Source organism: Pantoea sp. BR_17 (assembly GCF_041955125.1).
In the GTDB taxonomy this organism is placed as follows: domain Bacteria; phylum Pseudomonadota; class Gammaproteobacteria; order Enterobacterales; family Enterobacteriaceae; genus Pantoea; species Pantoea stewartii.
This window is the reverse complement of sequence record NZ_JAVAXT010000002.1, coordinates 374509-393735: the sequence shown is the minus strand read 5'-3', so window position 1 is coordinate 393735 and position 19227 is coordinate 374509. Positions and strand designations below refer to the sequence as shown.

Below are 19227 nucleotides of genomic sequence, written 5' to 3'. Positions count from 1 at the left end.
TCTCCTTATTGCCAGTCACGATGGTAAGCACCTAACGTGGTTTGCGTTCCTTCAGACAGCGCCCCTAATGTCTGCATCCATTTCTCGCTGACGTCAAAGCTATCCGGCGCGGCCTGACAGCGATTGATCGCCTGACGCCAGACGCGCGCCACCTCAGAAATATAGGCGGGGCTGCGTTGACGGCCTTCAATCTTCACTGAGGCAATGCCCGCCCGCAGCAGCTCAGGCAGCAGTTCCAGGGTATTCAGGCTGGTGGGTTCTTCCAGCACGTGGTAGCGCTGTTCGTCAATCTCGTAACGCCCTTTACACAGGGTGGGATAACCCGCGCTTTCATCCGCACCGTAACGGTCAACCAATACGTCATTCAGGCGCACCTCCATCCCGGCAGGCGTTTGCTGCCAGCGCACAAACTTCGCCGGCGAGCAGGCGCCTTTGCTGTTTGGCGATTCCCCTGTGAGCCAGGAGGACAGATAGCAGCGACCTTCGGCCATAATACACAGGCTGCCAAAGGCAAATACTTCCAGCGGGACTGGCGTACTGCGCGCCAGTTGTTTTACCTGATGGAGGGATAAAACACGGGGCAGCACTACGCGATGCAAAGTGAAATGACTGTGATAAAAACGGATGGCTTCCAGATTGGTGGCCGAGGCCTGAACGGACAAATGTCGCTCTATGTGTGGATAGCGTTCGCGGGCATAGGCCAGCGTGGCGATATCGGCCAGTATCAGCGCATCCGCTCCACAGTCCGCCGCCACATCAATGGCCTGCTGCCAGCGATACACGCTATCAGGGTGTGCAAAGGTATTAATGGCAACGTGCAGTTTGCGACGATGCTGATGTAAGTAACAGGCTGCTTCACGTAATTTCTTATCCGTAAAGTTTAGCCCGGCAAAATGACGCGCATTGGTATCGTCTTTTAGCCCGACATAGACCGCATCGGCCCCATTCTCAACGGCGGCGCGCAGGGCTGGCAGGCTCCCGGCCGGACACAGCAACTCCATACCCAATCCTCTCGACATACAGATGGAGCCCGAGTCTAGTCATGCCGCGTTGCGCAAATCTTGATTTGGGGCAGTGAAAGCCGTTTTGATGCGTGAGGCTGGCGTATTTTTAATCGGTCAGCTGTTGGTTTTATTGATCTCACCGACGGCGATAACCGGTGTCTGTGGCAATATAGCTAAAATTTTTTTAACAGGAGTGACGAGCGTGCTTCAGCGGTTTTCAGCCAGTTTAGTGAAAAATGGTCCTAAAATTATTGGTTTACCGGCGAAGATTGCCCCGTTTACCTTGAAGAAGCCCCTCTTGCAGCAACTCTTAAACTGGCAATTTCGTCATGTTTTGGCTGAAGGTGAGTTAGACTTCCTTCAGGGACGCTTTTTAGGCATTGAGATCCTTGATATGCATCTCACCTGGATGACCACGCTAGAGGATGGCCGACTGAAGGTGTTGCAGCATGCCGAAGCAGATGTCTGGTTCCGGGGCAATGCCAATGATTTGTTGCTGGTAGCCGCGCGTAAAGCGGATCCTGATATGCTTTTCTTTCAGCGTCGATTGCTGATTGAAGGGGATACTGAACTGGGACTGGAGGTTAAGAACGTAATGGATGCAATAGAACTCGACACCATGCCCGTAGGGTTACGTACCGCCATTCAGCACATGGCTGCAATTGTGGAAACAACGATGCAACAGGACGCGAACGCCGCACAGGCACGCGCAGGTGTTTCATGTTAATACGAACGGAAATTGGCGTTGACGCCGCCGGAATCGATGCACTGCTCCGACGTTGTTTCCCTACATCGGCCGAGGCGGAACTGACACAGGCACTGCGCGAAGATGGCCTGTTAACGCTTGGCGTCGTGGCAACCGATGATGAAGGACAAGTGCTGGGTTATGCTGCCTTTAGTCCGGTCACGATGCAGGGCGAGGATCGCGGCTGGGTCGGCCTTGCGCCGCTGGCCGTTGATGAACCTTTACGGGGACAGGGCATTGCGAAACGCCTCATTTACGAAGGTCTGGATACGCTCAATGAGTTTGGTTACAGCGCGGTAGTCGTACTTGGCGAGCCTGCGCTGTTTCATCCGCTGGGATTTGAACCTGCGGCGCGCCGGGGATTGCACTGTCGCTGGCCGGACAGTGAAGCCGCTTTCCAGGTTTACCGTCTGGCCGATAATGCCTTCGACGACGCAGAAGGGCGCATTGAGTATTCAGCCCCCTTTAACGCACTGCGCTAAGCCAGGTTTCGAGACTCTGCGGTTGCTCGGCAACCAGTTGCAGTTTGCGTTGCCGGGGAAGTTGCTTGACCTGATATTCCAGCCTGGATGCCTGCGCGCGGTCACCTGCCGCGCAGGCATAAACCAGCGCCAGTGGGCCTTTTCCGCGCAGGGCCCGGGCTCCACGACCACACTCATGTTGCGCAAGGCGGCGCGTGACGTCGGTCGTGATGCCGGTATATAACAGACCGGCGGCCGTTTTTATCAGGTAAAGTTGCCAGTGCTGACTCATAATCTGTCCCAGAAATGCCTGCCCGGCAGTGTAACGCGCTTCCCCATCGTGCGCTATCCGTTGCCCTTATCCGGAGTTGATTGTGTCTGATCTTTCCCATCTTATTCGCTACCTGAAGAAGCAACATGTCCTGTCACTGTGCTGCAGTGCCGGAAATGAACTGTGGTGTGCAAACTGTTACTACGTGTTTGATGAGGCACGTATGGCATTCTGGCTGATGACGGAACCGGATACACGCCATGGCCTTCTGGCCAGCAAAAATCCTCACGTGGCCGGAACGATCAATGGTCAGCCGAAAACGGTCTTACTGATAAAAGGGGTGCAGTATCGTGGACGCATCAGGCAACTGCGTGAGGAGGAGGCGGTTGAAGCTCGCCATGCCTATCAGCGCCGTTTCCCGATGTCACGCAGCGTGTCTTCTCCGCTGTGGGAAATCACGCTCGATGAGCTGAAAATGACCGATAACGCGCTGGGATTTGGCAAAAAGATTGCCTGGCTGCGGGAAGAGTAGTGCGCCCTGATCCCTGACGGAAAAGGGCGCCAACGCGTTACAGCGCTTCCAGAATGCGCAGGGACTCACGGTTAAAAGCAGGCAGGTCAGCCGGCGTGCGGCTGGTTACCAGCTTGTCACTGTCCACCACCACTTCTTCATCGCGGAAATCAGCCCCGGCATTAATCAGGTCGACCGCAATGGCTTTTACGCTGGTCATTTTTCGGCCGCGGACGCCATTGGCACTGATCAGCAACTGTGGCCCGTGGCAGATCGCAAACACCGGTTTGCCGCTTGCCACGAAGTCTTTGGTGAAAGCGACGAAGCGGTCGTCGCCGCGCAGGGCGTCAGGTGAATGGCCGCCAGGCAGCAGTAGCGCGTCAAACTCAGCCGCACTGACATCGTCGATGCTGCGGTCAATCTTCACTTCAGCATCACCCTGTTTGCCTTTAACGGTTTTACCCGCCTGCTCCTCAATGGTCACCACCTCGTAGCCAGCACGTTTATACACTTCCGCTGGCGAGGTAAACTCAGAGTCTTCAAATTCATCGGTGATCAATACCGCAATTTTGGTGCTCATCTTTACCCTCCTGTAGGCATGTTAGGCGCTTAATGCGCTATCCTGATACGCATTAAGCCTGGCTGCCGACATCAGGAAAGCAAGCCAGACGGCGCACATTGACCAGATTTTGCACGGCTGGTGATGAAACAGGGACAATTCTGAGATGAATCGCGTATTAGTGACCGGCGCAACCGGATTAGTCGGGTCATATCTGCTGCGTTTACTGGTTGATGATCCTCGCATCGATGAGATTATCGCCCCGACGCGCCGCGCGTTGCCTGTTATGAACAAGGTGATCAATCCGGTTGAGGACGATCTGACCGATGTGCTTCAGCCCCTGGATGGGCCACTGACCACGGTATTTTGCTGCCTGGGCACCACGCGCAAACAGGCAGGCAGTAAAGCGGCCTTTATTCATGTGGATTACACGCTGGTGGTGGACACCGCATTGAATGGCTTACGACTGGGTGCCACGCAGATGCTGGTGGTGAGTGCGCACGGCGCGCATCGCCATTCGCCCTTTTTATACAGCCGCGTAAAAGGTGAGATGGAGAATACGCTGCGCCACCAGAACTGGGCACGCCTGGTTTTCGTCCGGCCATCTTTATTGCTCGGTGAAAGAAAAGAGAAACGCCGCGGAGAAAGCCTGATGGCACCGTTGTTTTCCTGGTTGCCCGGCAACTGGCGTGCAGTGTCAGCACAGGATGTGGCCCGCTGTCTGCATCAGCAGGCCTTCATGGATAAAGCCGGCGTCACCCTCATTGAATCCGGGGCGATACCCCGCTCTTCAGCGTAAATACCAGATGTGCTGATTACGACTGCCGCGCCATAAGAGGGTGGCGTCTTTTTCGGCCTCTTCAAAGCGCCCGTCGATCAGAACGTCAATCCAGGGCAGCACTTCACGCTGCGCGGACGTCAGTGACGCCATTTCATAGCCGGTCCATAGCCAGATATCTTTGCCCGGGCAGGTCTGTTTGACGCGTTTCACCAGACGACGAATATGCGGCACATTCTGTGGATGCAGGGGATCGCCGCCGCTTAACGATAAGCCCTGTCGTGGGATGCGCGTGTCGTTCAGATCGGCCAGCAGTTGTTCTTCCATCGCCAGGGTAAACGGCACCCCGGAATCCAGCCGCCAGGTACGTTGATTGTAACAGCCGCGGCACTGGTGCTCGCAGCCAGAGACAAACAGCGTACAGCGGGTGCCGGGGCCGTTCACGATATCGACATCGTAGTAACGATGGATGCGCATCATTCCAGCTGGCCGCTATTAAGATGTTTCACCCGACGCTGCACTTCCTGTTGTTTTCCCGCATTAAACGGGCGCGCGTCCGGACTGCCCAGATAGCCACAAACCCGCCGTGTGACCGAAACCCGTGCAGGATCGTGATTGCCGCAGTTCGGGCAGGTAAATCCGCGGCTGGTACAGGTGAATTCCCCGTTGAAGCCACAGTCGTAACATTCGTCAATTGGCGTGTTGGTGCCGTAGTAAGGCACGCGGTCGTAGCTGTAATCCCAGACGTCTTCCAGCGCCTTAAGGTTTTGCTGCACATTGGGATATTCGCCGTAACAGATAAAACCGCCATTGGAGAGTGGCGGATAGGGGGCTTCAAAATCGATTTTTTCGTAAGGATTCACCTTCTTCTCAACGTCCAGATGGAAGCTGTTGGTGTAATAACCTTTGTCGGTCACGCCTTTTATCACACCAAATTCAGCCGCATCCAGACGGCAGAAACGGTCACATAAGTTTTCGCTGGGGGTACTGTAGAGGCTAAAGCCATAGCCCGTTTCCGCTTTCCAGGCGTCGGTCACCGCGCGCAGACGTGCCACGATGGCCACGCCTTTGGCGCGCAAGGTTGCATCATCAAAAGGATGGACTGAGGCGCCGCTCAGTGCATTCAGTGTTTCGTGCAAGCCGATGAAACCGAGAGACAAGGAGGCGCGGCCATTGCGGAAAATCGACCCCACCTCATCGTCTGCCTGCAAACGCACGCCGCAGGCACCTTCCATATAAAGAATGGGCGCAACCCGGGCTTTGGTTTTTTCCAGCCGGGCAACACGCGTCATCAATGCCCGTTTCGCCAGCATCAGCCTGTCATCCAGTAACGCCCAGAAACGCGCCTCATCACCCCGTGCTTCCAGCGCGATACGTGGCAGATTCAGACTGATGACGCCGATATTGTTGCGCCCTTCATGAATCTGCTCGCCATTTTCTTCGTAAACGCCCAGAAAACTGCGACAGCCCATCGGCGTTTTAAAGGAGCCGGTAACCTTAACGACCTGATCATAATTGAGAATATCGGGATACATTCGTTTGCTGGCACAGGCCAGCGCCAGTTGCTTAATGTCATAGTTCACATCGCCGGGACGACGGTTAACGCCTTCCCGAATCGCAAACACCAGCTTCGGGAAGACGGCCGTTTTGCGATTTTTACCCAGTCCTGCCAGGCGGTTACGCAAGATGGATGTCTGCACCAGACGGGCGGCCCAGCTTGTCCCCAACCCGAACCCAAACGTGACAAACGGTGTCTGACCATTTGCCGTATGCAGCGTGTTCACCTCATATTCCAGCGACTGAAAGGCGTCATAACACTCTTTTTCGGTACGCTGGCGGGCATAGGCTTCCGCCTGCGGGATATCCCAGTGCTGCGCTACCTCTTTATGCCGGGCAAAACTTTTTTCAACATAGGGTGCCAGCACCTCGTCAATTCGATTCAGCGTGGTTCCGCCATAGATATGGCTGGCAACCTGGGCAATGATTTGCGCGGTCACCGCAGTGGCGGTAGCAATCGACCTGGGCGGCTCGATCTCCGCGTTACCCATTTTAAAACCGTTGGTCAGCATGCCTTTCAAATCGATCAGCATGCAGTTAAACATGGGGAAGAAAGGCGAGTAATCGAGATCGTGATAATGGATCTCGCCGCGCTCATGCGCCTGAACCACATCACGAGGCAGGATTTGCTGCTGGGCGTAATGTTTCGCCACAATCCCGGCCAGCAAATCGCGTTGGGTCGGGATCACTTTGCTGTCTTTATTGGCATTTTCATGAAGCAGGGCGGCATTGGTCTGATCGACCAGGCCACGGATGGCATGATGCAGCTGGCTGCGGCGTTCGCGCTCGACGTCACGATCGTGACGATAGGCAATATAAGCCCGTGCCAGTTGTGGATAAGGTCCGGCCATCAGCGTTTCTTCCACCGCACACTGAATATCCTGAATGTCGACGTCCTGACGATCAACCAGTTGTGCGCTAACCTGTCCGGCCACCGCGTCGCACCATGCGGCATCGTCGACGTTCGCTGCCCGCGCAGCCGCCATAACGGCCGCTGCGATACGTTGTGCATCAAAGCTTACGCGGCATCCGTCGCGCTTTATCACCACCGTTGCCATGCTCTCTCCGTTAACTACATATAGGTGTTGTTTCGGATTTTAGGCTCAACATGTAGTGACTGCAGCGAATTAATTCGTCTCGTTTTGACCTGAAACAAAGAAGCCGTAAACACGCGCAGAAAATCAGCACGACAAAAAAATCGCCCCGGGGTCGCCTTTTCAGACGGACTGATTTGATCAGCCACGCAAAATGACATTACTCTGGTGACCGACCTTTTTTGCCATCGACTTGCAGGGTACCGTGCCAATGTCGCTACGCCGAAATGTGCTTATCTGTTGTTGTGCTTTGTCCTTTTCTGCCGCAGCGGACACGTTGCCGTTAATGCCATGGCCACAGCAGGTAGAGCAACCTGCCAACGCAGGCTGGCTGACGTTGACGCCACAGCTCACCTTGCGCATCGAGGGGGACAGGTTACCCGGTGCCGAAACGCGCTGGTTGTCACGCATTGCCCGACAAACCGGCTGGCCTTTACTGCCCACCGATCAGACTGTGACCCCGCCTACGATTCGCGTGCAGATTGCAACGGTCACCGATCCCATTCCGCAGCCAGACAGCGATGAAAGCTACCAGCTTAACGTCAACAGTGACGGCGTTCTGCTACGGGCCACTACCCGTTTTGGCGCGATGCGCGGCATGGAAACACTGCTGCAACTGATTGAAAACACGCCTGAAGGCACCCGCATTCCCTGGGTGACGATCCAGGATAAACCGCGCTTTGCGTGGCGCGGCATCCTGATCGACAGTGCCCGCCATTTCATGCCGGTCAGAACGATTAAGCGGCAGATTGATGGCATTGCGGCGGCACGGATGAACGTGCTGCACTGGCATCTGACGGACGATCAGGGCTGGCGTTTCGCCTCCAGCCGCTATCCTCAGCTACAACAAAACGCCAGCGACGGTCTTTTCTATACCCAGGAAGAGATGCGCGACGTGGTGCAGTATGCGGCGGAACGTGGCGTACGCGTAGTGCCGGAACTCGATTTTCCCGGACATGCCTCTGCGCTGGCAGTGGCGATGCCGGAACTGATCAGCGCCCCCGGTCCTTATCGGATGGAGCGCGGCTGGGGCGTCTTTAAGCCGCTACTGGATCCCAGTAATGAGCAGGTTTACCAGGTCATTGATGCGCTAATCGGGGAGGTCGCCGCCATTTTTCCCGATCCGTATGTGCATATTGGCGGCGATGAGGTCGATCCCAGCCAGTGGCAGGCATCATCCCGCATTCAGCAATTTATGCACGATCGTGGTCTTGCCGACAGTCACGCGCTTCAGGCGTACTTTAATCAGCGCCTTGAAAAAATTCTCGAAAAACATCAACGACACATGGTGGGCTGGGATGAGATCGCCCATCCGGATCTGCCTCACAGCATTCTGATCCAGTCCTGGCAGGGCCAGGATGCGCTGGGTACCGTCGCCAAAAATGGCTATCGCGGCATTCTCTCCACCGGGTTCTATCTGGATCAGCCGCAACCGGCCAGCTATCACTATCGCAATGAAATCTATCCCCAGGGGCTTGAGGGCAAAGATGTCATTCAGCCGGGTGACCAGGCGCAGAGCTGGTCGTTCTCTATGCCGCGGTTAAAAGGCAGTCCGGTGACGGGCAGCTTTACGCTGATTAAAGGTCGTGACGGCTGGCGCGGGTTTATTGATTTCGCGGGTAAGTCGCGCCGTCTGGTGAAAGGAATTGCGTGGCTGGCACCCGATCGTCTGACGTTCGAGGTCGATACGTGGATGGGACCGTTCCAGCCCGTGGTGACGCTGACCGGTAACCAGCTCAGCGGGTATATGCGGGTGGGGAACGTACGCTATGCCACCGAAGGCCGACGCCTTGATGCCGTGCCAGCCGGTATTCAGCCGGTGCTGCCCGATGCGCGGCAGAAGCAGCAAAACCTGCTGGGCGGCGAGGCCGCGCTGTGGGCTGAAAACGTCAACAGCACGATCATTGATACCAAACTCTGGCCGCGCGCTTTTGTGGTGGCCGAACGGTTATGGTCAGCGCAGAACGTGACCGATCCAGACAGCATGTATCAACGGCTGGCGGCGATGGATCGCTGGACAACGATCTCCGTCGGCCTGCAACAGCACGATCAGACGGAACGACAGATGATGCGGCTGGCCAACAGTACCCATATCGAGCCGCTGCGCGTGCTGGCCCAGGCGCTGGAACCGGCACAGTACTATACGCGTCAGCATCTCAAGTTTCAGGCCGGGCATTACAACTACTTTGAACCGCTGAATCGCCTGGCGGACGTCTTACCGGCTGAAAGTGATACCGTCCGGGCGCTGGATAAGCAGGTTGCCCTGCTGATTAAAGACCGGACCGATCCTGCCGCCGCGACGGCGATTCGTGCACAGTTACAACGCTGGCACGAAAATTATTCGCAGGTTCAGCCGCTACTGAATGCCACCCAGCCGCTCCATGCGCTGGCGGGCAGCGCCAGGCAGGTTGATGCACTGAGCGTGATGGGCATGGCGATGGTGGATGCCTATGTACGTAACCAGGCCTTTGGGGCGGGCGAGGTGGCGCAGATGCAGGCGAAGCTGGATGCAGCGGCACAGGTGCAGGATGAGACGGTCATTGCACTCGTACGGCCGCTTGAACGCCTCCTCCATGCTTTCAAATAAGCTGGCGACCTGCGCGCAGCAGGCGCATTGTCTGCGGTTCGCCATCACGGTCACTGACAACAGTAAGTTCCCGGGGATGGCTCATCTTGCCGCCTTCCTGCAGCGCGAATGCCTGGCTTATTTCGCAGAACAGACTGAGAGAGAAAAGATGCAAAAAATGGTGGGTATCATCCTGCACCATCAACACATGCCGCGCCAAAGGTCGCGGCAAGGCAGGAACTCAGGACGAGGTGGCCGGGCCGCTGACCGAGTGGCGGCGGACTAACGTCGGGCTGAACATATTGGTCACTTCAGGAACGGGCTGGTGGTGAGCCAGCGCCAGCGCCAGTTCGGCGGCTTGCTGCGCCATAGTGACGATGGGATAACGCACCGTCGTCAGGCGCGGGCGAACGTAGCGGGAAACCAGCACGTCATCAAAACCGATCAGGGACATCGCTTCGGGAACCTGTACGCCATTATCGCTTAAGACCGCCAGCGCCCCGGCAGCCATGGAGTCGTTATAGCAGGCTACGGCAGTAAAGTTTCTGCCGCGTCCCAGTAATTCCGTCATCGCCTGCTCGCCGCCGACTTCATCCGGTTCGCCCCAGGCGACCAGCCTGTCATTGCAGGGCAGGCCGTGCTCTTCCAGGGCATCGTAATAGCCCTGCAGGCGGTCTTCCGCATCCGAAATGGTGTGAGTGGAACAGATAAACGCGATATTTTGATGGCCCAGTTGAATCAGATGGCGCGTGGCCAGCCAGGCACCGTAGCGGTCATCAAGCGCAATACAGCGTTGTTCAAACCCCTTTAGCAGGCGATTCACTAATACCATGCCGGGCATCTGCTTCATCAACACTTCCAGCTCGCTGTCGGGGATTTTCTTGGCGTGAACCACCAGCGCCGCGCAGCGATGACGCATCAGTTGTTCGATAGCCTGGCGCTCTTTTTGCTCATTATGGTAACCGTTACCAATCAGCAAAAAGTTGCCTGTCTGGCCTGCCACTTCATCTACCGCTTTCACCATCGCGCCAAAGAACGGGTCGGATACATCGCCCACCACCAGCCCCAGGGTTTCGGTTGACTGCTGTGCCAGCGCCCGTGCATTGGCGTTTGGATGGTACTGGAGCGATTCCATGGCCTGATTCACCGCCTGGCGCGAACTGTCACTGGCCTTAGGCGAATTGTTGATCACGCGGGAAACCGTGGCGACAGAAACACCCGCCAGCCGGGCAACATCCTTAATGGTAGCCATGGGTTTACCTGATTTTGGGGAAACGTTTACACATCGCTCCAGTGTTACGGAAAAGCGCACGTACATCAAGCCAACAGAATGCCAGTGCGGTCGCAAACAGGGCAAAATCAGACGATGGGTGATGCCTTCTGCTACGGTCACAGCCCATGGTATGCTGCTTATCCCAACACCTGCCGAAGCGATGACCATGAAAATAAAAGTGCCACATCTGGCGCACTGGGGCGCCTTTACCGCGGTAAGCGAAAACGACCGTCTCATCGGTTGCGAACCTTTTTTTGCCGACGCCGATCCGTCGCCCATGCTCAACACCATTCCTGAACTGGTCTACTCGGATAAACGCATCCGCCAGCCTATGGTGCGGCGTTCGTGGTTAACCTCCCGCGAGAACAGCGATCGCACCTTGCGTGGACGCGAAGATTTTGTCGCCGTTGACTGGGATACGGCGCTGGATCTGGTGGCTGAGGAAAATCGCCGCATTCGTGAACGCTACGGTGCCTCCGGCATTTTTAATGGCTCTTACGGCTGGTCATCGGCAGGGCGCGTCAACCATGCGCGCACGCTGGTACGGCGTTTCTATTTTCAGGGCGGCGGCGGGGTCGATCAGCAAGGCAACTACAGCTGGGGCGCAGCGCAGTTTTTCCTCCCTTATGTTATGGGCACCTACATGCCGCTCACCGGGCGCGTCACCGACTGGCCGCAGGTGGTGGAACACGCCGAGATTTTTGTCGCCTTTGGCGGACTGGCGCTAAAAAATGCCCAGGTGGCTTCCGGCGGCGCAGGTCAGCACAGCCTGAAACCGGCGCTGGAACAGCTGGCCGCGAAAGGCACGCCCGTCATCAACATCAGCCCCATGCGCGACGACTGCCCTGAATTTGTTCGCGCCGACTGGATCCCGATCCGGCCGAATACCGATGTGGCGCTGATGCTGGCGCTCGGTTATGAAATTTATCAGCGCGGTGCGACCGACGAGGATTTCCTTGCCCGTCACTGCACCGGCTGGCCGCAGCTGCGTGCTTATCTGCTGGGCGAAAGCGATGGCATCGCCAAAACGGCGGGTTGGGCGAGCCGGATCACCGCGGTCCCGGCGGAGCGCATTGTGCAACTGGCGCAGCAGCTGATCGGCAAACGCAGTTTTATCACCTGCTCCTACTCTGTCCAGCGTGCTCATCGCGGCGAACAGCCCTACTGGATGATGATCGCGCTGTCCTCCATGCTCGGACAGCCAGGCCTGCCGGGCGCGGGCTTCTCATTTGGTCACGGCTCCATGAACAGCGTGGGCAATCCGCGCCAGGAAGGGCCCGCGCCGATGATGAGTACCGGACCCAATCCGTCGGGCCTCTCTATTCCCGTGGCGCGCATCAGTGACATGTTGCTTAACCCCGGCCAGCCTTATAGCTTCCAGGGCGAAACCCTGCACTACCCGGACATTCACATGGTGCACTGGGCGGGCGGCAACCCGTTCCACCATCATCAGCAGTTGAACCGGCTGGTGGAAGGCTGGCAAAAGCCGGATACCGTCGTGGTGCAGGATATCGTCTGGACACCGGCTGCACAGATGGCCGATATCGTACTGCCGGCAACCACCACGCTGGAGCGCAATGATATCGGGGGCTCGTCGCGCGATCGCTTTGTGCTGGCGATGCATCAGGCGATTAAACCCCAGCATCAGGCACGTAACGACTTTGATATCTTTGCGGATCTGGCCGAGCGACTGGGCTATCGGGATACCTTCACGGAAGGGCGCAACGAGATGCAGTGGATCGCGCATCTTTACCAACAATGCGCCGTCGCCCATGGTCGTCGCGGCATTGCTTTCCCCGAATTTGAGGCGTTCTGGCAGCGCGGCTTCGTTGAAATCCCCGAAGGCGGTAAACCCTACGTCTTTATGGCGGACTTCCGCGCCGATCCCCTCGCGCATCCGATCCAGACCGCCAGCGGCAAAATTGAGCTGTTCTGCCAGACCATTGCGGATTATCAGCTGGAGGATATGGCCGGTCACCCGGAATGGCGTGAGCCGCGGGAATGGCTGGGAGCGCCGGCAAGTCAGGACTATCCACTGCATATGATCTCCATTCAGCCCTCGGATCGCTTGCACAGTCAGCTGGATGCCACTGCCACCGTGCAGGGCAATAAAACCGCCGGCCATGAAACGCTGTACATGCATCCTGAGGATGCGAACGCGCGCGGCATTGTCGATGGTGACGAGATTGAAGTCAGCAATGCGCGCGGCAGGATTCTGGCTGGGGTGCGTTTAACCGACGGCCTGAAGCAGGGCGTGGTGATCATCTCTACCGGTGCCTGGTTTGATCCCGGCTTTGGCAACGCCTGGCAGCCGTTTGATCGGGCGGGCAATCCGAATGTCTTAACGCTGGATATCGGCACCTCGTCACTGACCCAGGGGCCGAACGCCATGAGTTGCCTCGTGGACATCAAAAAACATGTCGTTTGCACAAATACGTAAGGATCACACGGCTGGTTACATTTTGCAGGTAACTGTTGCGTTTCTGTCGTGGCAGAACGGGATCGCCGCTTGCTACAGTCAGGATCCCAGAGGTATTGATGGGTGAACATCAACTGATTTTTTTGATTACACCAACCTGCGTAGATACGCAGGTTTTTTTTGCCCCGAGGAAAACGATCAATAACGAACTGATACACAGTTTTCCTGTGTTTTCACCCGCGCTTTGATTATAACTGCTGGATTGACCTCTTTTTTTTAAGCGCAGCGGATTGCTATGCCCCGGATAAAAAAATTACTGGGTAAAGACCAGATAAAAGCCCCGTTTAACCCGTTTCGTTTTCGCCTGATTTGTCTGGGCGTATTGGCCTGCATGGTCGTTTTGCTGGCGCGCGTGGCCGATTTGCAGTTCCTGAATCAGCCGATGCTGGAGCATGAGGCGGATCAGCGCTCTCTGCGTACCGTGACGCTGCCCACCAGCCGGGGCACCTTACTGGATCGCAATGGTGAGGCACTGGCACTCAGTGTGCCCTCGCGTGACGTGATCGCCGATCCGCAGCGCGTACTGGAAAGTAACCCCGACTTTACCAGCGCCAAATGGGCCTATCTGGCGGCGGCGCTGGGCATGCGGCCCGAAGAAGTCGCGTCACAGATCACCGCGAATCCTAAACGTCGTTTTCTCTATCTGGGACGTAAAGTGGAGCTGGGGATCGCCAAAGACATCAAAGATCTCAAGCTGAAGGGCATCAGTGAGGTCTATGACGACAGCCGCTTCTATCCGATGAGTGAAGCCTCGGCACCGCTTATCGGCATCGTCGGTGCTGACAATAACGGTCTGAACGGCCTGGAAAAAGGCTTCGATAAAGTGCTGCAGGGTCAGCCGGGCAAAGAAGTGTATCGCCAGGATGCGGCCGGCAATATCATTTCGATGATTAGCTATCAGCCGCCGACGCAGCCGCCGACGGTACAGCTCAGCATTGATAAATTCAGCCAGTACACGCTGTACAGCAAACTGCGTGACGGCGTGCTGCTCAACAAGGCCGACTCCGGTGCGGCGGTGCTGGTCAAAATTGATACCGGCGAGATTCTGGCGATGGCCTCTTATCCGTCGTTCAACCCCAACAACTACCAGGGTGCCACACCGGCACAGATGCGCAATACCGCCATCAACGACAGTTATGAACCGGGTTCGACAGTGAAACCGCTGGTAGTGATGGAAGGGCTGGAGCGCCACCTGGTGCGACCGGATTCTGTACTGGATACCACGCCTTACCGCGTGAACGGCCACCTGATCCGTGACGTCGGGCACTGGCCGCGTCTGACGATGACCGGCATCCTGCAAAAATCGAGCGACATCGGCGTCTCGCATATTGCCCTGGCAATGCCTGCGGAAGCCCTGGTGAACACCTACTATGCCTTTGGCCTCGGTAAACCCACCGGACTGGGCTTAACCGGCGAAAGCGTCGGCTACTTCCCGCTGCACCGCACGCGCTGGGCTGATATCGAACGCGCGACCTTCTCCTTCGGCTATGGTTTACGCGTGACGCCGCTTCAGATTGCCCGGGAATATGCCACGCTGGGTTCCTATGGGGTTTATCGTCCGCTGTCGATCACCAAGGTCACGCCACCCGTGCTGGGCAAGCAGGTGGCCAATCCTGAAACGGTGAAAGAAGTGGTGCATATGCTGGAAAGTGACGTCTTACCGGGCGGGACCGGGGTGAAGGCGGCGGTACCCGGCTATCGTCTGGCTACCAAAACCGGGACAGCAGAGAAAATGGGCAGCAGCGGTAAATATGACGGCGGCTATGTGAACTACACCGCTGGCATTGCTCCCGCCAGCCATCCTGAGGTGGCGCTGGTCGTTATGATTAACCACCCGACCGCTGGCGATCACTTTGGTGGCTCCGTGGCCGCGCCGGTATTCGGCAACATCATGGGGCCGGTGCTGAAGCACATGAATATCGCCCCCGATGCTATCTACAGTAAGCCTGTGGATAACGGTTCAGACAAATCCTAATCAAATCAAACTGTAAGCGAGGTGTGGATGTTTTTACACCTCGTTTCATTTCGGCGAATTCATTTTCTTTTTTCACCTGTCTCTGACCGGCTAAAGGGTGAGAGGATAGAAATCCCAGAGGTATTGATGGGTGTGAAAACGGGCACTGCTCCGGCAAGGCCAGTCGTTATTACACCGACCCACGCAGATGCGTGGGTTTTTTTTTGCCTGAAATCTGGCCTGGTCTTGTCATGATCTGCATCAGCTTTCTCCGGCGCATCCGCCAATAATCAGTTGTCGATTACCGCTAAATCCTGCATCGTGAGTGGCTGTTTTCACCATGCTAAGGAGCCGGCATGTTATTCACTTTTTTCCGTCTGCTTTTTCGCCTGCTGTGGCGGGTTGAACTGCGGGGCGATACCGCTGAGCTGCGCAAGCAGAAAGTGTTGATTACGCCCAATCACACCTCATTCCTGGATGGCGCGCTACTGGCGCTGTTTCTACCCGTTAAGCCAGTATTTGCAATCTACTCGTCTATTAGCGAACACTGGTTTTTACGCCTGATAAAACCCTATGCGGATTTTGTGCCGCTCGATCCTATGAAGCCGATGGCGCTGAAGCAGCTGGTGCGGCTCATCGACAGCGGCCGCCCGGTGGTTATTTTCCCCGAAGGCCGCATTACCGTAACCGGATCGCTGATGAAGATTTACAGCGGCGCGGGCTTTGTCGCAGCAAAATCCGGCGCGACCGTGGTGCCGATGCGCATTGAAGGAGCAGAATTTACGCCGTTCGGTCGCCTGGCGGGCGTTTTCAAGCGTCGCCTGTTTCCCCGTATTACCCTGAGCATTTTACCCGGCACCCACATTCCGATGCCCGAGGCGAAGCGCGCCCGCGACCGTCGCGTGCTGGCCGGTGAGCACCTGCACCATATTATGATGGAAGCACGCATGGCGGTGCGACCCAGGGAAACCCTGTATGAGGCTTTTCTGAGTGCCCGTCAGCGCTATGGCGCGTTTAAGCGGTGCATCGAAGACGTGAATTTCAAACCCGACAGCTATACCGGCCTGCTGAAAAAAGCGCTGGGCGTTGGACGCATTCTGGAACGGTACAGCCAGCCTGGCGATTACGTCGGGTTGCTGCTGCCCAACGCCACGGTCACGGCGGCGGCGATCCTGGGCGCATCATTACGTGGGCGCGTGCCCGCCATGCTGAACTACTCTGCGGGCGTAACGGGCCTGCGTGCGGCGCTGACTGCGTCACAGGTAAAGACCGTGTTCACGTCGCGGCAGTTCCTGGATAAAGGCAACCTGTGGCATCTGCCGCAGGCGCTGACCGAGGTGCGGTGGATCTATCTGGAAGATCTGAAAGATACCGTCACGTTGCAGGATAAGCTCTGGATACTGGCGCATTTGCTGGTGCCGCGTCAGGCGCAGGTGACGCAACAGCCGGAAGATGCCGCGATGGTGCTGTTTACCTCTGGCTCCGAAGGGCATCCGAAAGGCGTGGTGCATTCTCATAAAAGCCTGCTGGCGAACGTTGAGCAGATTCGCACGGTGGCCGACTTTACGCCACGCGATCGCTTTATGTCAGCGTTGCCGCTGTTCCATGCCTTCGGCTTGACTGTGGGGCTGTTTACGCCGCTGATGACCGGGGCGCAGGTCTTTCTGTATCCCAGTCCGCTGCACTACCGCGTGGTGCCTGAGTTGGTGTACGACCGCAACTGTACCGTGCTGTTTGGCACTTCAACCTTCCTGGGGAATTACGCCCGTTTTGCGCAACCTTATGACTTTGCCCGTCTGCGCTATGTGGTCGCGGGGGCAGAAAAACTGCAGGAGAACACGCGCCAGCTGTACATGGAAAAATACGGCATCCGGATTCTGGAGGGCTATGGCGTCACCGAATGCGCGCCCGTTGTCGCCATCAACGTGCCCATGGCCGCCAAAGCGCACACGGTAGGTCGTATTCTGCCGGGAATGGATTCGCGCCTGATGTCCGTGCCGGGCATTGAACAGGGCGGGCGGCTGCAACTGCGTGGTCCAAATATCATGAAAGGCTATCTGCGGGTGGAGAATCCCGGCGTACTGGAAACCCCGGCGGCGGACAACGGGGAAGGGCAGATGGAAGCGGGCTGGTACGATACCGGCGATATCGTCAGCTTTGATGACGGCGGATTCTGCCAGATCCAGGGCCGGGCGAAGCGCTTTGCCAAAATTGCCGGGGAAATGGTCTCGCTGGAAGTGGTCGAGCAGATCGCCCTGAGCGCGTCGCCGGATAAACAGCACGCGGCCTCGCTGCGGCCCGACGGTAATCGGGGTGAAGCATTAGTGCTGTTTACTACCGACAGCGCCTTAGCGCGTGAGGATTTGCAAAAGGCGGCCCGGTCGCTGGGTGCCGCGGATCTGGCCGTACCGCGCGATATCCGCGTGGTCAAACAGCTGCCGCTGCTGGGCAGTGGCAAACCTGACTATGTCACCCTGAAGAAAATGGCGGAAGAGGACCAGGCATGATCCCAGAACGTGATGCGCCGTTACTGTCGCGCGGCATGATAGCGGTAATCGTGGCGCAGTTTTTCTCCGCGTTCGGCGATAACGCCCTGCTGTTTGCCACGCTGGCGTTGCTGAAAAACCAGTTCTATCCCGACTGGAGCCAGCCGGTACTGCAGATGCTGTTTGTTGCCACTTATATTCTGCTTGCGCCCTTTGTCGGCCAGATGGCAGACAGCATTGCCAAAGGCCGGGCCATGATGTTTGCCAACAGCCTGAAGTTGCTCGGTGCGATGGTGATCTGCTTCGGTTTTAATCCTTTCCTGGGTTACACCCTGGTGGGAATCGGGGCTGCCGCGTACTCCCCGGCGAAGTACGGCATTCTGGTTGAAATTGCGCATGGCGAAAAGCTGGTTAAAGCCAACGGGCTGATGGAAGCCTCCACCATTGCATCTATTCTGCTGGGCTCGGTGGCGGGCGGCATCCTGTCGGACTGGAATCTGGTTGCCGCACTGGCCGCCTGTGCTCTGACCTATGCGGTGGCGGTGGTGGCGAACCTGTTTATTCCCAGACTGCGCGCCGCGCGTCCGGGGCAGAGCTGGAATGTGGCGGCCATGCTGGGCCGTTTTCTCCGCGCGACGCGCCTGCTATGGAACAATGCCGAAACACGTTTTTCTCTGCTCGGTACCAGTCTGTTTTGGGGCGCAGGTGTAACGCTGCGTTTTCTGCTGGTGCTGTGGGTACCCGTGGCGCTGGGCATCAGCGATAACAAAACGCCGACCATGCTGAATGCTATGGTCGCGGTAGGGATTGTGGTGGGCGCGGCACTGGCGGCAAAGCTGGTGACGCTGGAAACCGTGCGCCGCTGTATGCCCGCGGGCGTTCTGATCGGCGTGATGGTGGTGATTTTCGCCCTGCAACATGCCCTGCTGAATGCTTACCTGCTGCTGATGATCATCGGCGTGCTGGGCGGTTTCTTTGTTGTACCCCTCAACGCGCTGCTTCAGGAACGCGGTCAACAGAGCGTCGGCGCGGGCAATGCGATTGCAGTGCAGAACCTGATTGAAAACACCGCCATGCTCATCATGTTGGGGCTGTATACGCTGGCCATTCGCGCCGGTGCCCCCGCCGTGGCGACCGGCATTGGCTTTGGCGCCTTATTCGCGCTGGCGATTACCCTCCTGTGGCTGTGGCGTCCGTCCTCCCGCGCCTGATGCAACAACCGCGGGGCGCGCTGTCCCCGCGGTTCCGCTTTTCTCCTTTATGCTGGCCCCGAGGGTATTACGCCTTTTTTTGATGTATCACCAGAAATTTACTATTCAAAAAAATATAGTTTATTTTGTTATTGTTTTTGTCCGGTCGTTTATTTACTTTCGATAAGTTTTGGCAATGAATAATTAATTTAAACTTGAAATCGAATTCAGGTTTAAAAAAATTGAAATAAATTTTTATTTATTATTGCCGATTAATTTCTGGCTTCCTTCGGGAATAG

At 56.8% G+C, this 19227-nt stretch carries 16 protein-coding genes; 9 read left to right on the top strand and 7 right to left on the bottom strand.

Translation table 11 applies throughout. The annotated features are described in order from the left end of the window. Positions 1-5: 5 nt before the first annotated feature. Positions 6-1001, bottom strand: coding sequence for a peptidase U32 family protein (locus RAC60_RS05385; protein ID WP_375092997.1), 996 nt, complete (start codon positions 999-1001; stop codon positions 6-8). Positions 1002-1206: 205 nt separating this feature from the next. Here RAC60_RS05385 and RAC60_RS05380 point away from each other — a divergent pair, with 205 nt between their 5' ends. Both RAC60_RS05380 and RAC60_RS05375 read left to right on the top strand, forming a co-directional pair. Then, positions 1207-1731 (top strand): SCP2 domain-containing protein, encoded by a 525-nt coding sequence (locus RAC60_RS05380; protein WP_006121773.1) that lies wholly within the window; start codon positions 1207-1209, stop codon positions 1729-1731. Further along, a complete protein-coding gene (locus RAC60_RS05375; protein ID WP_058702611.1) occupies positions 1725-2231 on the top strand; it encodes a GNAT family N-acetyltransferase in 507 nt (168 codons plus the stop codon). The genes RAC60_RS05380 and RAC60_RS05375 overlap by 7 nt, the downstream gene beginning before the upstream one ends. Here RAC60_RS05375 and RAC60_RS05370 read toward each other — a convergent pair. After that, a complete protein-coding gene (locus RAC60_RS05370) occupies positions 2215-2502 on the bottom strand; it encodes a GIY-YIG nuclease family protein (protein WP_006121775.1) in 288 nt (95 codons plus the stop codon). The two genes, RAC60_RS05375 and RAC60_RS05370, sit on opposite strands and share 17 nt — an antisense overlap. 82 nt (positions 2503-2584) lie before the next feature. Between RAC60_RS05370 and RAC60_RS05365 the strand changes: the two genes are divergently transcribed. Then, entirely contained in the window at positions 2585-3013 is a 429-nt protein-coding gene (locus RAC60_RS05365) for a YhbP family protein (protein WP_375092862.1), read from the top strand. Between the two features lie 37 nt (positions 3014-3050). Here the strand turns inward: RAC60_RS05365 and RAC60_RS05360 are convergent, their stop codons facing one another. Continuing rightward, on the bottom strand, positions 3051-3572 hold the full coding sequence (locus RAC60_RS05360; protein WP_006121777.1) for a type 1 glutamine amidotransferase domain-containing protein: 522 nt from the start codon (positions 3570-3572) through the stop codon (positions 3051-3053). 145 nt (positions 3573-3717) lie between these two features. Between RAC60_RS05360 and RAC60_RS05355 the strand changes: the two genes are divergently transcribed. Next, the gene (locus RAC60_RS05355; protein WP_110267944.1) at positions 3718-4350 is read left to right on the top strand and encodes an NAD-dependent epimerase/dehydratase family protein; all 633 of its coding nucleotides are present in this window, start codon (positions 3718-3720) and stop codon (positions 4348-4350) included. Here RAC60_RS05355 and nrdG read toward each other — a convergent pair. Together nrdG and nrdD are read right to left on the bottom strand one after the other, a co-directional pair. Next, positions 4342-4809 (bottom strand): anaerobic ribonucleoside-triphosphate reductase-activating protein, encoded by a 468-nt coding sequence (nrdG, locus tag RAC60_RS05350; protein ID WP_033739209.1) that lies wholly within the window; start codon positions 4807-4809, stop codon positions 4342-4344. The two genes, RAC60_RS05355 and nrdG, sit on opposite strands and share 9 nt — an antisense overlap. Next, positions 4806-6944: an anaerobic ribonucleoside-triphosphate reductase gene (gene nrdD, locus RAC60_RS05345; RefSeq protein ID WP_375092859.1), complete on the bottom strand. Its 2139-nt coding sequence runs from the start codon at positions 6942-6944 to the stop codon at positions 4806-4808. The genes nrdG and nrdD overlap by 4 nt, the downstream gene beginning before the upstream one ends. 247 nt (positions 6945-7191) lie before the next feature. Here nrdD and RAC60_RS05340 point away from each other — a divergent pair, with 247 nt between their 5' ends. After that, a complete protein-coding gene (locus RAC60_RS05340) occupies positions 7192-9567 on the top strand; it encodes a beta-N-acetylhexosaminidase (RefSeq protein WP_375092858.1) in 2376 nt (791 codons plus the stop codon). Here the strand turns inward: RAC60_RS05340 and RAC60_RS05335 are convergent. Both RAC60_RS05335 and galR read right to left on the bottom strand, forming a co-directional pair. Beyond that, positions 9560-9748 carry a hypothetical protein gene (locus tag RAC60_RS05335; RefSeq protein ID WP_375092856.1) on the bottom strand — a complete coding sequence of 63 codons (189 nt, stop codon included), beginning with the start codon at positions 9746-9748 and terminating at the stop codon, positions 9560-9562. The genes RAC60_RS05340 and RAC60_RS05335 overlap by 8 nt on opposite strands. Positions 9749-9787: 39 nt before the next feature. Further along, positions 9788-10798: an HTH-type transcriptional regulator GalR gene (galR, locus tag RAC60_RS05330; protein ID WP_039338882.1), complete on the bottom strand. Its 1011-nt coding sequence runs from the start codon at positions 10796-10798 to the stop codon at positions 9788-9790. Between the two features lie 187 nt (positions 10799-10985). On the opposite strand from galR, the gene RAC60_RS05325 reads away from it, so the two are divergent. The 4 genes from RAC60_RS05325 (at position 10986) to lplT (ending at position 18949) form a co-directional block, all read left to right on the top strand. After that, on the top strand, positions 10986-13259 hold the full coding sequence (locus RAC60_RS05325; RefSeq protein WP_039339105.1) for a molybdopterin guanine dinucleotide-containing S/N-oxide reductase: 2274 nt from the start codon (positions 10986-10988) through the stop codon (positions 13257-13259). A gap of 274 nt (positions 13260-13533) precedes the next feature. Continuing rightward, positions 13534-15273 carry a penicillin-binding transpeptidase domain-containing protein gene (locus tag RAC60_RS05320; protein ID WP_375092854.1) on the top strand — a complete coding sequence of 580 codons (1740 nt, stop codon included), beginning with the start codon at positions 13534-13536 and terminating at the stop codon, positions 15271-15273. Between the two features lie 335 nt (positions 15274-15608). After that, positions 15609-17759, top strand: a complete 2151-nt coding sequence (aas, locus tag RAC60_RS05315; protein WP_033739215.1) for a bifunctional acyl-ACP--phospholipid O-acyltransferase/long-chain-fatty-acid--ACP ligase — start codon at positions 15609-15611, stop codon at positions 17757-17759. Then, entirely contained in the window at positions 17756-18949 is a 1194-nt protein-coding gene (lplT, locus tag RAC60_RS05310; protein WP_375092852.1) for a lysophospholipid transporter LplT, read from the top strand. The genes aas and lplT overlap by 4 nt, the downstream gene beginning before the upstream one ends. Positions 18950-19227 lie beyond the last annotated feature (278 nt).

Excerpts from the sequence above, each read along its gene's own strand:
- RAC60_RS05325 (WP_039339105.1), top strand. The coding sequence starts at position 10,986 with ATGAAAATAAAAGTGCCACATCTGGCGCACTGGGGCGCCTTTACCGCG.
- RAC60_RS05385 (WP_375092997.1), bottom strand. The coding sequence starts at position 1,001 with ATGGAGTTGCTGTGTCCGGCCGGGAGCCTGCCAGCCCTGCGCGCCGCC.
- RAC60_RS05360 (WP_006121777.1), bottom strand. The coding sequence starts at position 3,572 with ATGAGCACCAAAATTGCGGTATTGATCACCGATGAATTTGAAGACTCT.
- RAC60_RS05370 (WP_006121775.1), bottom strand. The coding sequence starts at position 2,502 with ATGAGTCAGCACTGGCAACTTTACCTGATAAAAACGGCCGCCGGTCTG.
- nrdD (WP_375092859.1), bottom strand. The coding sequence starts at position 6,944 with ATGGCAACGGTGGTGATAAAGCGCGACGGATGCCGCGTAAGCTTTGAT.
- lplT (WP_375092852.1), top strand. The coding sequence starts at position 17,756 with ATGATCCCAGAACGTGATGCGCCGTTACTGTCGCGCGGCATGATAGCG.
- RAC60_RS05375 (WP_058702611.1), top strand. The coding sequence starts at position 1,725 with ATGTTAATACGAACGGAAATTGGCGTTGACGCCGCCGGAATCGATGCA.
- RAC60_RS05340 (WP_375092858.1), top strand. The coding sequence starts at position 7,192 with ATGTCGCTACGCCGAAATGTGCTTATCTGTTGTTGTGCTTTGTCCTTT.
- nrdG (WP_033739209.1), bottom strand. The coding sequence starts at position 4,809 with ATGATGCGCATCCATCGTTACTACGATGTCGATATCGTGAACGGCCCC.
- RAC60_RS05320 (WP_375092854.1), top strand. The coding sequence starts at position 13,534 with ATGCCCCGGATAAAAAAATTACTGGGTAAAGACCAGATAAAAGCCCCG.
- RAC60_RS05355 (WP_110267944.1), top strand. The coding sequence starts at position 3,718 with ATGAATCGCGTATTAGTGACCGGCGCAACCGGATTAGTCGGGTCATAT.
- aas (WP_033739215.1), top strand. The coding sequence starts at position 15,609 with ATGTTATTCACTTTTTTCCGTCTGCTTTTTCGCCTGCTGTGGCGGGTT.
- RAC60_RS05335 (WP_375092856.1), bottom strand. The coding sequence starts at position 9,748 with ATGGTGCAGGATGATACCCACCATTTTTTGCATCTTTTCTCTCTCAGT.
- galR (WP_039338882.1), bottom strand. The coding sequence starts at position 10,798 with ATGGCTACCATTAAGGATGTTGCCCGGCTGGCGGGTGTTTCTGTCGCC.